Consider the following 14,098-nt stretch of genomic DNA (forward strand, 5'->3'; position numbering starts at 1 on the left):
AAGGTGTAACGAGCCTGGTCGGCCAGGTGGTTACGGGAGACGTCCTCTGGGCGCGCTCGTTTTTCCGTTTTTCGATAATTTCAACAAGCGAGGAGGATCGCCATGGGCGTGACCAATCGGTTGGCCTGTTACTCCGACCCCGCCGACCACTATTCCCACCGGGTACGTATCGTACTGGCCGAGAAGGGTGTCAGCGCCGAGATCATTTACGTCGAAGCGGGCCGTCAGCCGCCGAAGCTGATCGAGGTGAACCCTTACGGCAGCCTGCCCACGCTGGTCGATCGTGACCTGGCACTGTGGGAGTCGACCGTGGTGATGGAGTACCTGGATGAGCGTTATCCGCATCCGCCTTTGCTGCCGGTGTACCCGGTCGCGCGTGCCAACAGTCGTTTGCTGATCCATCGCATCCAGCGTGACTGGTGCGGGTTGGTGGACCTGATCCTGGATTCCAGGACCAAGGAGCCGGCGCGTGTCGTGGCGCGCAAGGAATTGCGCGAAAGCCTGACAGGCGTGTCGCCGCTGTTTGTCGACAAGCCGTTTTTCCTCAGTGAGGAACAAAGTCTGGTGGATTGCTGCCTATTGCCCATACTCTGGCGTTTGCCGATCCTGGGTATCGAACTGCCACGGCCCGCCAAGCCGTTGCTTGATTATATGGAGCGCCAATTTGCGCGTGAGGCTTTCCAGGCGAGTCTGTCTGGTGTCGAACGTGACATGCGCTAAGGCTTAGGGAGCCGCTATGAACTCCAGTCGACCTTATCTGGTCCGCGCGCTCTACGAGTGGATTGTGGACAACGATTGCACCCCGCACATGCTGGTCAATGCCGAGTATCCGTCGGTACAGGTGCCGCAGGGTTTTGCCAATGACGGGCAAATTGTCTTGAACGTATCGCCGGCCGCTGTACGTCATTTGCACATGGACAACGATGCGGTCAGTTTCGAGGGGCGCTTCGGTGGGGTGCCGCATACGCTGTACGTGCCGATTGCCTCCATCCTGGGGATCTATGCCCGGGAGAATGGCCAGGGAATGGTATTCGAGCTGGAAGTGCCGTTGGGCGGTGAGGAAGAGTTCGAGGCGGATGAGGACGTGCCGCCCGACGACGAGCCGCCGCGTCCTAGCGGGCGGCCTAGTTTGAAAGTGGTGAAGTGATCGGGTCTGTGTGAAAGCCTGGTTATTTGGTTGAGAAAATGCCCGTGTCGTGAGATGCGGGCATTTTTTTGAGTGCCCCACCAATCGGCACTCATGTGCATCACAGATATCCCGTGGGAGCGAGCCTGCTCGCGAAGAGGCCACCACATCCGACATTTTGATCGGCTGATACTCTGCCTTCGCGAGCGGGCTCGCTCCCACAGAGAAAATGCAAAAACCACCGAAACCAGGTCGGCTTTAAGGAATATCCCATAAAAAAACGGCGCCTCTCCATCGCGGAGCAAACGCCGTTTTTCTTGAGCGAATGAGCGCTGGATATCAGTCAATGTACTCAAACAACTTCACAATCTTCTGCACCCCAGACACACCCTGAACAAGATTGGTCGCCTGCGCAGCCTCCTGCTTGGTGAGCAACCCCAGCAGATAGACAATCCCGTTCTCTGTCACAACCTTGATGCGCGAACCAGGAATGCTGGCGTCGGTGAGCATCTGGGTCTTGATCTTGGTGGTCAGCCAGGCGTCGTTCTGGCGAGCCAGCAGCGAAGAGGGCTGGAGGACCTGCAGTTCGTTGTGCACGGTCTTGACCCGCTGCACGGCGCTGGCTTCCTGTTCGGCCTTGGCCTTGAGGTCGGCGCGGGGCGTCTGGCCGGCCAGCAGCACAACGCCGTTGAAGCTGGTGACGACGATGTGCGAATTGTTGTCCAGGTCCGGGTCGGCCTTGGCAATGTTCACGCCCACTTTGGTTTCGATCAACGAGTCGTCGATCTTGCTGCCGAAGGTGCGGGTGCCGCGGTCGTCTTCAATCGGCTTTTCCCGGCTGGCGTTAACCACCGATGTGCAGCCGCTGATGCCGAGGCACAGGGTCAGGGCCAAAAGGCCTAGGCGATTAGGGGTCATTCTTCACTCCCGAACAGTTGGCTGTCGATCAAGTCGCAAAGGCAGTGGATCGCCAGCAGGTGGACTTCCTGAATACGTGCGGTGACATTGGCCGGTACGCGGATCTCGACGTCTTCAGGCAACAGCAGTGAAGCCATGCCGCCGCCGTCGCGACCGGTCAATGCTACGACAATCATTTCGCGATCATGTGCGGCCTGGATCGCCTGAATAATATTCGCCGAATTGCCACTGGTGGAGATCGCCAGGAGCACATCGCCAGGCTGGCCGAGGGCGCGGATCTGTTTGGAGAACACTTCGTTGTAGCTGTAGTCGTTGGCGATCGAGGTAATCGTCGAGCTATCGGTCGTCAGTGCGATGGCCGGCAGGCTCGGACGTTCGCGCTCGAAGCGGTTGAGCAGTTCCGAAGAGAAGTGCTGGGCGTCGCCGGCCGAACCGCCATTGCCGCACGAAAGCATCTTGCCCTCGTTGAGCAAGGCATTGACCATCACTTGGCTGGCTTGCTCGATGTGCGGTGCAAGTACGTCCATCGCCTGTTGCTTGGTGTCGATGCTGGCCTGAAAAAGCTGGCGGATTCGCGATTGCATGTCCATCTGTGTGACCTTAAGTAGCGCGACTTATCGGCACAAATGTGCGGCGCGCAAAGCAAAGAGCAAAAAAGTTGAGTGAAGGTGTCCGGCTCGGCTGCGCTCAACTGTCGAAGGCGTTTTGCAGCCAATTCAGTTGGTCGACGTTGCTATCGATGGCAACCACGTCGAAGCGACAAGGATGATCGGCCCAGCGAGACTCGCGTTGCAGGAAATACTGCGCGGCGAAAACCAGCTTCTGGCGCTTGCGCTGGTCAATGCTGTCGAGCGCGCCACCCCATTGGGTATTTTTTCTGTAGCGGACTTCGACGAATACTACTGTATCGCCGTCAAGCATGACCAGATCCAGCTCGCCGCGTTTGCACAGCCAGTTTTGCGCCAGCAGTCGCAGGCCGTGTTGCTCAAGATGCGCGAGGGCGAGGCCCTCGGCATCCCTGCCGCTTTGCTGGCGCGATCGGTCGGGCATCAGCGCGGAGTGTCCGGCAGGCGCTGGACCTGGCCGTTGACGAACTGCGCCCAAGGGAGTTGACGTTGCACGCGCTGGGTCGGGGAGACAGCCAGGCTACCCGACAGGCCTTCGATGCGGCTGTCCGGCAGGGCCTTGAGCTGGCCGAGGCGTGGAGCCAGGCGATAGGCGTCAGCGCCCATCGCGTACAGCCGGCCCAGGCTGCCGGCCGCCTGGGGCCACTGCGCGGTGACCTGCTGGCGCAGCGGATCGTTCGCGTCGAGCAGCCATGGGGTTTCGCAGAAGCGAACGCCGTTCATGTCGTTGTACTGGTTCTGGTCGCCGCTGACGCTGAACACCGAGGAGGTCGCGTAGACCGGCACGTCGCCGGCGTACTGGAAGTTCAGGGTCGGCTTGATCTGCTGGGCCTGCTGCGGGGTCGACGCGAGGAAAATGAACTCGATGTCCTGGCGACGCGATGGCTGCGCCGCGACCGCGGTGCCTACCGTACTTTGCAGGCTCTTGGCGCGACCTTCGCTCTGGCGCAGCTGGAACATGTCGGCGATCTGCTGGGCCAGTTGCACTGGCTGATCGACACGCTCGATTGCCATGATGGTCCCACCATTGGCCTGCCAATCCTGGCTGAAGGCTTTCAAGACGCGATCGCCCCATTCGCCTTTCGGCACCATCACGGCTGCGCGATGCAGGCCGTCGGCGCGGGCGCGCCGGGAGACTTCGCGGGCTTCGTCTTCAGGCGCCAGGCCGAACTGGAACAGTTGCGGCGGGCCTTGTTCGCCTTCGCTGTAGTTCAGCGCCAGGGTGGTGATCGGCAATTGCGGGCGGGTGCTGATCTGCTTGACCAATGGTTTTTCCAGCGGGCCGACCACCAGCTGTACGCCGTCGGCCTGGGCCTTGCGATAGAAGTCGTCCATCGAGGTCAGGCTGGCGCTGTCATAGAACTGGATGCTCGGCGGCTTCTGCCCGGCCTGTTGGGCTTGGTAATGCGCGGCCATGAAGCCTTCGCGCAGTGCTTTTGCGACCGCGGCCAGCGGGCCATTCTGCGGTAGCAACACGGCGATCTTGCTCAGTGGCTGGCTTGCCAGCTCCTTGAGCTTGGCCAGCGGCGTCGGCAACTGGAGTGCGGCAGGGTGTTTCGGGTTCTGATCGCGCCAGCTGTCGATGGCGGCTTGCTGCTGCTCCAGGGTGCCGGCGGTTTTCACGGCTTTGGCCAGGCTCAGCCAGCCACCGAGATCGTCGGTAGTGGTCGGTTGCAGTTGATCGGTGGGCAGCGAGGCGATCAGTGTCCAGATGGCTTCGTGATTTTTTGCCTTTGCTTCGTCTTCAAGCAGCGGAGCAATGAAGATCCGTTCGCGGGCGGCGGCCAGGGTCTGGCCATCGGCCTCCAGAGCGCGAGCGCGGACGGTACCGGTGCGGACTTGCTGCTCCACGGGCATTTCGCTCAGGTGCTGCAGGCTCGGATGGCTCAGCGAAGTCAGCGCGGCCTTGGGCTGGTTGCGCATCATCGCCAGTTCGGCCGACAGCGTGTTGGCGAAAATCTGCTGGCCGGGCTTGAGCTGCTCCATCGGCACTTGTTGCAGGATCTGTGCGGACTGGCCGGCATTGCCCTGGCGGTAGGCCAGGTCGGCGGCGCTCAAGCGCAGCAGGGCGGCTTGTTCCGGGTTTTTACTCTGGGCGGCCTGTTCGAGCAATTGCTCGATACTGGCGTCCGGGGTCCGTGGAAGTTCGCCAAGGCTGGACGAGGGCGAGCTGACGCAAGCCGCCAGGAGGGCAGCGAGGCAGAGGGCGGAGAGCAGCCGCAGGCAAGCGATCATGTAAGTGTTCCTGATACGAGATCAAATTAGCGTCGAATTGTACCCAAGCACTGGCCGGGGCGCGATGTTAGTGGTGTGAATCGATCAATTTAGGTATTTCAAAGCGTGCATTGCAGCACAAAGATGCTGCTCACTCGAATGTCTGACCCCGTGGGAGGGAGCAAGCTCCCTCCCACGGGGGGTAATGTGAGCGGCTGAGAATGGCGGCACACGCTACAATGCCCACTTTCATGATCATGAGGTGTGCGCTTTGACTGCTCCAGGTGCTTTGAATTCCGCTGCCGGCTCGCTTTACGTGGTGGCGACGCCCATCGGCAACCTGGACGATATCAGCGCCCGCGCGCTGAAGATCCTTGGCGAGGTCGCCCTTATCGCCGCCGAAGACACGCGTCACTCCCAGCGTCTGCTGCAGCACTTCGGTATTTCTACGCCATTGGCAGCTTGCCATGAACATAACGAACGGGACGAAGGCAGTCGTTTCATTACCCGTCTGCTGGCCGGCGACAATGTGGCGCTGATTTCCGATGCCGGCACGCCGCTGATTTCCGATCCGGGTTACCACCTGGTGCGCCAGGCCCGCGCTGCCGGTATCAATGTAGTGCCGGTGCCAGGTGCCTGCGCATTGATCGCGGCGTTGTCGGCGGCCGGCTTGCCATCGGACCGGTTTATCTTCGAAGGTTTCCTGCCGGCCAAGGCGGTGGGGCGGCGAGGGCGCCTGGAAGCTATAAAGGAGGAACCTCGAACGCTGATCTTTTATGAGGCGCCGCACCGTATCCTCGAATGTCTCCAGGACATGGAGCTGGTGTTCGGTCCCGAGCGCCAGGCATTGCTGGCTCGGGAGCTGACGAAAACCTTCGAGACCTTGAAGGGGCTGCCTCTGGCGCAGTTGCGTGCGTTTGTTGAAAGCGACAGCAATCAGCAGCGTGGTGAGTGTGTGGTGCTGGTCGCGGGCTGGACACCGCCCCAGGACGAAGACGCCGTCAGTAGCGAAGCGATGCGCATCCTTGATCTGTTGCTGGAGGAAATGCCCCTCAAGCGAGCGGCGGCCCTCGCCGCGCAGATCACCGGCGAGCGCAAGAATGTGCTGTATCAGGCTGCGCTGGATAAACAGAAGGCTCAATGAAACCGGCGCGCCAAGCTGGCCAAGGGCTTTTAGCGCTTGTTCTTCGGGCGCGCTACCGTTAACCTTCGCGGCGGAGAGTCGATCGGACAGTCGCTGCCCTCTATGAAAATTAGGGGGGGGAGGAAAGTCCGGGCTCCATAGGGCGAAGTGCCAGGTAATGCCTGGGAGGCGCGAGCCTACGGAAAGTGCCACAGAAAATAACCGCCTAAGCGCTTCGGCGCCGGTAAGGGTGAAAAGGTGCGGTAAGAGCGCACCGCACGACTGGCAACAGTTCGTGGCTAGGTAAACCCCACTTGGAGCAAGACCAAATAGGGTCCCAAGGCGTGGCCCGCGCTGGGACCGGGTAGGTTGCTAAAGATGTCCAGTGATGGCCATCGTAGACGAATGACTGTTCAAGACAGAACCCGGCTTACAGATCGACTCTCCACCTTTTCCCTCCCTGCCGGAATCAATGGCAGAAGCAGTTCCTAAGATCAAAAAAATCTTACTCTTAATAAATCACTTTAACTTCTGCGTGCAGTCCCCTGTGTGCCTTCGAGTTAAAGCGAATTTTCCTACGTCAGTTTCTTGTTGCCCCTCCTGAAACGCTCCTAAATCTCCGATCTATAAGGCTTTTCCTTCATTCCGCGCCTTGACGGTGCGGTGGGCGCATTCCTATAGTGTGCGCAAGTGGCGGAAAGTGGCATGAAGTGGGTTTTTTTGAAGGTAAAACGCCAAAAAGTGGAGAAACGCTGACGTGTTTCGCGGAGCTAACGCTATCAGTCTCGATGCAAAAGGCCGTCTCGCCATGCCGAGCCGGTATCGTGACGAGCTCGTTTCGCGAAGTTCGGGGCAGTTAATCGTCACGATCGACGCCGTTGATCCATGTTTATGCGTTTACCCTCTCGATGAGTGGGAAATCATCGAAACCAAACTGCGCGCACTGCCTTCGCTGCGGGAAGAGAACCGTCGCCTGCAACGCTTGCTGATCGGTAATGCCGTCGACCTCGAACTCGACGGCAGCGGTCGTTTCCTGGTGCCGCCGCGTCTGCGCGAGTACGCCAGGCTGGACAAGCGCGCGATGCTGGTGGGCCAACTGAACAAGTTCCAGCTGTGGGACGAAGATGCCTGGAATGCGGTTTCTGCCGCCGACCTTGCTGCTATTCAACAACCGGGCGCCATGCCTGATGAACTGCGTGATTTGATCCTGTGACTACTGATAGCGGCTTTAACCACATCACCGTACTGCTTGACGAAGCCGTCGAGGCTCTCGCCGTACGTCCTGATGGCTGCTATCTGGACGGCACGTTCGGGCGTGGCGGGCATAGCCGGCTGATTCTCAGCCAGCTCGGTCCGGACGGTCGGCTGCTGGGGTTCGACAAGGATCCTCAAGCGATTGCCACCGGGCAAGCGCTAGCGGCCGAAGACGGCCGCTTTGTCGTTGTGCAGCGCAGCTTTGCGGAGCTCGGTTCGGAAGTCGCCCAACGCGGCCTGGCAGGCAAGGTCAGCGGCGTGTTGCTTGACCTGGGCGTGTCTTCGCCGCAGCTGGACGACCCGGAACGCGGCTTCAGTTTTCTCAACGACGGTCCGCTGGACATGCGCATGGATCCGTCCCGTGGCATCAGCGCGGCTGAATTCGTCAATACCGCGTCCGTAGAAGAAATCGCCCGCGTGTTCAAGGAATACGGCGAGGAACGTTTTTCCGGGCGCATGGCGCGCGCGGTGGTCGAGCGTCGCGACATCAAGCCGTTCGAGCGTACCGGTGATCTGGCCGAAGTGCTGAAGGTTGCCAACCCTGCCTGGGAAAAAGGCAAGAACCCGGCGACCCGGGCTTTCCAAGGGCTGCGTATCCACGTCAACAACGAATTGGGCGATCTTGAGGCCGGTCTCGAAGCCGCTCTCGAGGCACTGGAAATCGGTGGGCGCCTGGTGGTGATCAGCTTCCATTCCCTGGAAGACCGTATCGTCAAGCTGTTCATGCGCAAGCTCACCAAAGGCGAAGCCGATAACCTGCCGCGCAATCTGCCGGTGCGTTTCGAGGCCTTCGTACCGAAAATCAAGATTCATGGCAAAGCGCAGTTCGCCTCCGAGGCCGAGCTCAAGGCCAACCCTCGCGCCCGTAGCGCCGTTATGCGTGTCGCGGAGAAGTTGCGGTGAGCAAGCTCTTCGCCAAGCCCCTGCCAGGCGGCAGCTTTTTCATGCTGCTGCTGTTTATTGGCGTGCTCGTGTCGGCCATTGCCGTGTCTTACAGCGCGCATTGGAACCGGCAGTTGCTCAACACCCTTTACAACGAGCTCAGCGTGCGCGACAAGGCGCAGGCCGAGTGGGGTCGGTTGATCCTGGAGCAAAGTACCTGGACCGCCCACAGCCGTATCGAAGTCCTGGCGACCGAACAACTGAAGATGCGCATCCCCGGTGCGGCTGAAGTGCAGATGGTGGCGCCATGATGAAGCTCGAAGGGGCGCTGTTCCCGTGGCGGTTCCGCCTGGTTCTGGGTTTGCTCGGGATCATGGTCGCGGCCATCTCGTGGCGCATCATCGACTTGCAAGTGGTCGACCGTGACTTCCTCAAGGAACAGGGCGACGCCCGTAGCGTGCGTCATATCCCGATCCCGGCTCACCGTGGCCTGATCACCGACCGCAATGGCGAGCCGCTGGCTGTCAGTACCCCGGTGACCACCTTGTGGGCGAACGCCAAGGAAATGCAGCAGGCCAAGGAGAAGTGGCCGGCGCTGGCTGCCGCCCTCGGCCAGGACCCCAAGGCTCTGACCGAACGCCTCGAAGCCCAGGCCAACAAGGAATTCATCTATCTGGTGCGCGGGCTGACGCCCGAGCAAGGCCAGAGCGTGCTCGACCTGAAAGTGCCGGGGGTCTACGGCATCGAAGAGTTTCGGCGTTTTTATCCGGCCGGTGAGGTCACCGCCCATATGGTCGGGTTTACCGACATCGATGACCGGGGACGGGAAGGGGTCGAGCTGGCCTACGACGAATGGCTCGCCGGTGTCGCCGGCAAGCGCCAGGTCATCAAGGATCGGCGCGGCAGGCTGATCAAGGATGTCCAGGTCACCAAAAACGCCAAGGCCGGCAAGCCCTTGGCGTTGTCCATTGACCTGCGCCTGCAATATCTGGCCAACCGCGAGCTGCGCAACGCCATCGTCGAGAACGGTGCCAAGGCCGGCAGCCTGGTGATCATGGACGTGAAGACCGGCGAGATCCTCGCCATGGTCAACCAGCCGACCTACAACCCGAACAACCGTCGCAACCTGCAGCCGGCGATGATGCGCAACCGCGCGATGATCGACGTGTTCGAACCCGGTTCGACGATGAAGGCCGTGTCCATGGCCGCCGCCCTGGAAACCGGGCGCTGGAAGCCGAGCGACACCGTCGAGGTCTATCCGGGCACGTTGCAGATCGGCAAGTACACCATTCGTGACGTATCCAAGACCGAAGGACCGGTGCTCGACCTGACCGGCATCCTGATCAACTCCAGTAACGTCGGCATGAGCAAGATCGCCTTCGATATCGGTGGCGAGGCGATTTATCGCCTGGCCCAGAAGATCGGCCTCGGCCAGGACACGGGCCTGGGCTTCCCGGGCGAGCGCGTCGGCAACCTGCCCAACTATCGTGAATGGCGCAAGGCGGAAACAGCCACTTTGTCCTACGGCTACGGTGTTTCCGTGACGGCGATCCAGCTCGTCCACGCGTTTTCCGCGCTGGCTAACAACGGCCGTATTGCCCCGTTGACGCTGATCAAGACCGACAAGGCGCCGCAAACTACCCAGGTAATTCCTGAGGACGTCGCCAAGACCATGCAGGGCATGCTGCAACAGGTGATCGAGGCGCCGCGCGGTGTCTATCGCGCTCAGGTTCCGGCCTATCACGTTGCCGGCAAGTCCGGTACGGCGCGCAAGACTTCCGTGGGCACCAAGGGTTATGCCGAGAATTCCTATCGTTCGCTGTTCGCCGGCTTCGGGCCGATGAGCGATCCGCGCTATGCCATCGTGGTGGTCATCGACGAACCGAGCAAGGCCGGTTATTTCGGCGGCCTGGTATCGGCGCCGGTGTTCAGCAAAGTGATGTCCGGCACCCTGCGCCTGATGAATATCACCCCGGATAACCTGCCGCCGACCCAGCAGGCGAGTACCGCCCCGGTCGTCCCCCTGAAAGCCGACGGAGGGCGAGGCTGATGTCCCTGAGCCTGAACAAGATTTTTGCCCACGCCGGGCATGACCTGCTGATTCGCGAGCTGGCCCTCGACAGCCGCGACGTGCGCGCCGGAGACCTGTTCCTGGCGGTGCCGGGTGCCCGTTTCGATGGCCGTGACCACATTGCCGACGCCTTGAAGCGTGGCGCGGCGGCGGTGGCTTATGAAGTGAACGGCGCAACCGTGCTGCCGATCACCGATGTTCCGCTGATCCCGGTCAAGGGACTGGCGGCGCAGCTGTCGGACATCGCCGGGCGTTTTTATGGCGAACCGAGCCGTCACCTGAACCTGATCGGCGTGACCGGCACGAACGGCAAGACCAGCGTCACCCAGTTGGTGGCGCAGGCGCTGGATCTGCTCGGCCAGCATTGCGGCATCGTCGGAACGCTGGGCAACGGTTTCCATGGCGCGCTGCAAAGCGGCCTGCACACCACGCCGAACCCGATTGCCGTGCAGGCGACCCTGGCCGACCTGAAGAAGGCCGGCGCCAAGGCCGTGGCGATGGAAGTCTCTTCCCACGGCCTTGATCAGGGTCGCGTCACTGCACTGGCGTTCGACGTCGCGGTGCTGACCAACCTGTCCCGGGATCACCTGGACTACCACGGCTCCATGCAGGCCTACGGCGAAGCCAAGGCCAGGCTGTTCGCCTGGAACGATCTGAAGTGCCGGGTCATCAACATTGATGACGAGTTCGGCCGCCAACTGGCCGCCGAGCAGCGCGAGTCCCGGTTGATCACCTACAGCCAGGAAGACGCCAGCGCCTACCTTTATATCCGCCAGGCGCAATTCGATGACGAAGGCGTGCGCGCCACGCTGGTCACGCCCCAGGGCGAACACCACTTGCGCAGCACCTTGCTGGGGCGTTTCAACCTGAGCAACGTGTTGGCCGCCATTGGCGCCTTGCTCGGGCTGGACTATGCCCTGGACGAAATTCTCAAGGTGCTGCCGAAACTCGAAGGTCCGGCCGGACGCATGCAGCGCCTGGGCGGCGGAACCCAGCCGCTGGTAGTGGTCGACTATGCCCACACCCCCGATGCACTGGAAAAAGTCCTCACGGCACTGCGTCCGCACGCCAAGGGCAAGTTGCTCTGTCTGTTCGGCTGCGGCGGCGATCGTGATCGCGGCAAGCGCCCATTGATGGCCGAGGTCGTGGAACGACTGGCCGATGGCGTGCTGGTCACCGATGACAATCCGCGCAGTGAAGATCCAGCGCGCATTTTCGACGACATCCGCGCCGGTTTCTCGGAGGTGGACAACGTCACCTTCGTGGCCGGGCGTGGCCAGGCCATTGCCCAATTGATCGCCAGCGCTTCGGCGGACGACGTCATCGTCCTGGCCGGCAAGGGGCACGAGGACTACCAGGAAATAAACGGCGTGCGCCAGGCCTTTTCCGATCTGGTGGAAGCCGATCACGCCCTGACCGCATGGGAGGTGGCCCATGCTTAAGGCCTTGAAGCTCAGCGAGCTGAGTAACGCTTTGAATGCGCGCCTGATCGCCGCGGACGCCTCGTTCGACGGCGTCAGCATCGACAGCCGTGCGATCGCGTCGGGGCAGTTGTTCGTCGCCCTGGCCGGACCACGCTTCGACGGTCACGATTACCTCAACGAGGTGGCAGCCAAAGGCGCGGTCGCAGCACTGGTCGAGCGGGAAGTGAGCAACAGCACGCTGCCGCAGTTGCTGGTCAGCGACACTCGCCAGGCCCTGGGTCAGCTCGGTGCGCTGAATCGCGCGGCGTTTGCCAACCCGGTCGCGGCCATCACCGGTTCCAGCGGCAAGACCACGGTCAAGGAGATGCTCGCGAGCATCCTGCGCACGCGCGGTCCGGTGCTGGCGACCCGTGGCAACCTGAACAATGATCTCGGCGTGCCTTTGACCCTGCTCGAACTGGCGCCGGAGCACAGCGCCGCGGTCATCGAGCTCGGCGCTTCACGGCTCGGCGAGATTGCCTACACGGTCGGCATGACCAAGCCTCACGTGGCGGTGCTCAACAACGCCGGGACCGCCCATGTCGGCGAGTTCGGCGGCCCCGAGAAAATTGTCGAGGCCAAGGGCGAGATCATCGAAGGGCTGGCTGAAGATGGCGTCGCCGTGCTCAATCTCGACGATAAAGCCTTCGAAATCTGGAAGGCCCGGGCCGGGGAGCGCAAGGTGCTGACCTTCGCCCTGAGCAACCTGGCGGCGAATTTCTACGCCAGCGACCTGGATCGCGACGCCCGTGGTTGCCCGGCTTTCAACCTGCACAGCCCTGATGGCGCGGAGCGCGTGCAGTTGAACCTGCTTGGCACGCATAACGTTGCCAATGCCCTGGCCGCCGCGGCCGCCGCCCATGCGCTGGGTGTGTCGTTGCCGGGCATTGTCGCCGGGTTGAACGCCGTACAACCGGTCAAGGGACGCAGCGTCGCGCAGTTGGCAAGCAACGGCATGCGCGTCATCGACGACACCTACAACGCCAACCCGACGTCCATGTGCGCCGCTGTGGATATCCTTGCCGGTTTCTCCGGTCGCACCGTGCTGGTGCTCGGGGATATCGGTGAACTGGGCGAGTGGGCGCAGCAAGGCCATCACGATGTCGGTGCCTACGCGCGCGGCAAGGTCGATGCGCTGTACGCGGTCGGCCCGATGATGGCCCACGCCGTGGCGGCGTTTGGCGAGCACGCACAGCATTTCACCACGCAGGCCGAGCTGATCCAGGCCCTGGGCGCCGAGCAAGACCCGAACACCACCCTATTGATCAAGGGCTCACGCAGTGCGGCGATGGAAAACATCGTTGCGGCTTTGTGCGGCACCCGTATGGAGAAACATTAATGCTGCTGCTGCTAGCGGAGTACCTGCAACAGTTCCACAAAGGCTTCGCGGTCTTCCAGTACCTGACCCTGCGCGGGATTCTGGGTGTGCTGACCGCGCTGTCGTTGTCGCTGTTCCTGGGCCCGTGGATGATCCGCACCCTGCAGAACCTGCAGATTGGCCAGTCGGTTCGTAACGACGGCCCGCAGTCGCATCTGTCCAAATCCGGTACGCCGACCATGGGCGGCGCGCTGATCCTGTCGTCCATCGGTATCAGCACCTTGCTCTGGGCCGACCTGGCGAATCGTTACGTCTGGGTCGTGCTGCTGGTGACGCTGTTTTTCGGCGCCATTGGCTGGGTCGACGACTACCGCAAGGTCATCGAGAAGAACTCCCGTGGGCTGCCAAGCCGCTGGAAATATTTCTGGCAGTCGGTGTTCGGCCTCGGCGCGGCGATCTTCCTTTATATGACCGCCGCCTCGCCGGTGGAAACCACCCTGATCCTGCCGATGCTCAAGGACTACAGCATCCCGCTGGGCGCAGGTTTCATCGTGCTGACCTACCTGGTGATCGTCGGTTCGAGCAATGCGGTCAACCTCACCGACGGCCTCGACGGCCTGGCGATCATGCCGACGGTGATGGTCGGTGGTGCGCTGGGGATCTTCTGCTACCTGTCGGGTAACGTGAAATTCGCTGAATACCTGCTGATTCCTTATGTACCGGGGGCGGGCGAGCTGATCGTATTCTGCGGCGCGCTGATCGGTGCCGGCCTGGGCTTTCTTTGGTTCAACACCTACCCGGCGCAAGTCTTCATGGGCGACGTCGGCGCGCTGGCGCTGGGCGCGGCCCTGGGCACCATCGCCGTCATCGTTCGCCAGGAAATCGTCCTGTTCATCATGGGCGGCGTGTTTGTGATGGAGACCCTGTCAGTCGTCATTCAGGTTGCTTCCTTTAAATTGACCGGCCGCCGGGTATTTCGCATGGCGCCGATCCACCACCACTTTGAACTCAAGGGCTGGCCCGAGCCGCGTGTGATCGTCCGTTTCTGGATTATCACCGTGATTCTCGTGTTGGTCGGCCTTGCCACCCTGAAGCTGAGGTAG

14 protein-coding genes and 1 other RNA gene are annotated in these 14,098 nt (G+C 61.6%); 11 read left to right on the forward strand and 4 right to left on the reverse strand.

What is annotated here, in order from left to right; genetic code table 11:
• The first annotated feature begins 102 nt into the window (after window positions 1-102).
• Window positions 103-720 (forward strand): glutathione S-transferase N-terminal domain-containing protein, encoded by a 618-nt coding sequence (locus M1E16_RS04635; protein WP_003178195.1) that lies wholly within the window; start codon window positions 103-105, stop codon window positions 718-720.
• Between the two features lie 16 nt (window positions 721-736).
• A complete protein-coding gene (locus tag M1E16_RS04640) occupies window positions 737-1,147 on the forward strand; it encodes a ClpXP protease specificity-enhancing factor (protein ID WP_458129312.1) in 411 nt (136 codons plus the stop codon).
• A gap of 318 nt (window positions 1,148-1,465) precedes the next feature.
• Here M1E16_RS04640 and M1E16_RS04645 read toward each other — a convergent pair whose 3' ends face one another.
• The 4 genes from M1E16_RS04645 to M1E16_RS04660 form a co-directional block, all read right to left on the reverse strand.
• Window positions 1,466-2,044, reverse strand: coding sequence for a BON domain-containing protein (locus M1E16_RS04645; RefSeq protein WP_030139689.1), 579 nt, complete (start codon window positions 2,042-2,044; stop codon window positions 1,466-1,468).
• Window positions 2,041-2,634 (reverse strand): phosphoheptose isomerase, encoded by a 594-nt coding sequence (locus M1E16_RS04650; protein ID WP_007928463.1) that lies wholly within the window; start codon window positions 2,632-2,634, stop codon window positions 2,041-2,043. The genes M1E16_RS04645 and M1E16_RS04650 overlap by 4 nt, the downstream gene beginning before the upstream one ends.
• Window positions 2,635-2,731: 97 nt before the next feature.
• On the reverse strand, window positions 2,732-3,094 hold the full coding sequence (locus M1E16_RS04655; RefSeq protein ID WP_434569741.1) for a YraN family protein: 363 nt from the start codon (window positions 3,092-3,094) through the stop codon (window positions 2,732-2,734).
• Window positions 3,094-4,905 (reverse strand): penicillin-binding protein activator, encoded by a 1,812-nt coding sequence (locus M1E16_RS04660; RefSeq protein ID WP_458129313.1) that lies wholly within the window; start codon window positions 4,903-4,905, stop codon window positions 3,094-3,096. The genes M1E16_RS04655 and M1E16_RS04660 overlap by 1 nt, the downstream gene beginning before the upstream one ends.
• A 250-nt stretch (window positions 4,906-5,155) precedes the next feature.
• Here M1E16_RS04660 and rsmI point away from each other — a divergent pair, with 250 nt between their 5' ends.
• The 9 genes from rsmI to mraY all read left to right on the forward strand — a co-directional run bounded on the left by rsmI (window position 5,156) and on the right by mraY (window position 14,098).
• Window positions 5,156-6,028 (forward strand): 16S rRNA (cytidine(1402)-2'-O)-methyltransferase, encoded by an 873-nt coding sequence (rsmI, locus tag M1E16_RS04665; protein WP_434625955.1) that lies wholly within the window; start codon window positions 5,156-5,158, stop codon window positions 6,026-6,028.
• A gap of 74 nt (window positions 6,029-6,102) precedes the next feature.
• Window positions 6,103-6,456, forward strand: an RNA gene (gene rnpB, locus M1E16_RS04670) — RNase P RNA component class A.
• A gap of 308 nt (window positions 6,457-6,764) precedes the next feature.
• A complete protein-coding gene (mraZ, locus tag M1E16_RS04675) occupies window positions 6,765-7,220 on the forward strand; it encodes a division/cell wall cluster transcriptional repressor MraZ (RefSeq protein WP_186530428.1) in 456 nt (151 codons plus the stop codon).
• Window positions 7,217-8,164, forward strand: a complete 948-nt coding sequence (gene rsmH / locus M1E16_RS04680; RefSeq protein ID WP_305496646.1) for a 16S rRNA (cytosine(1402)-N(4))-methyltransferase RsmH — start codon at window positions 7,217-7,219, stop codon at window positions 8,162-8,164. The genes mraZ and rsmH overlap by 4 nt, the downstream gene beginning before the upstream one ends.
• Window positions 8,161-8,454 (forward strand): cell division protein FtsL, encoded by a 294-nt coding sequence (gene ftsL, locus M1E16_RS04685; protein WP_003178214.1) that lies wholly within the window; start codon window positions 8,161-8,163, stop codon window positions 8,452-8,454. The genes rsmH and ftsL overlap by 4 nt, the downstream gene beginning before the upstream one ends.
• Window positions 8,454-10,193 (forward strand): peptidoglycan D,D-transpeptidase FtsI family protein, encoded by a 1,740-nt coding sequence (locus M1E16_RS04690; RefSeq protein WP_305501351.1) that lies wholly within the window; start codon window positions 8,454-8,456, stop codon window positions 10,191-10,193. Before ftsL ends, M1E16_RS04690 begins: the two co-directional genes overlap by 1 nt.
• Window positions 10,193-11,656: a UDP-N-acetylmuramoyl-L-alanyl-D-glutamate--2,6-diaminopimelate ligase gene (locus M1E16_RS04695; RefSeq protein ID WP_434695781.1), complete on the forward strand. Its 1,464-nt coding sequence runs from the start codon at window positions 10,193-10,195 to the stop codon at window positions 11,654-11,656. The genes M1E16_RS04690 and M1E16_RS04695 overlap by 1 nt, the downstream gene beginning before the upstream one ends.
• Window positions 11,649-13,016, forward strand: a complete 1,368-nt coding sequence (locus tag M1E16_RS04700; RefSeq protein ID WP_458129314.1) for a UDP-N-acetylmuramoyl-tripeptide--D-alanyl-D-alanine ligase — start codon at window positions 11,649-11,651, stop codon at window positions 13,014-13,016. Before M1E16_RS04695 ends, M1E16_RS04700 begins: the two co-directional genes overlap by 8 nt.
• Window positions 13,016-14,098: a phospho-N-acetylmuramoyl-pentapeptide-transferase gene (gene mraY, locus M1E16_RS04705; RefSeq protein WP_063324484.1), complete on the forward strand. Its 1,083-nt coding sequence runs from the start codon at window positions 13,016-13,018 to the stop codon at window positions 14,096-14,098. Before M1E16_RS04700 ends, mraY begins: the two co-directional genes overlap by 1 nt.

Source organism: Pseudomonas sp. Z2-11 (genome assembly GCF_054161305.1).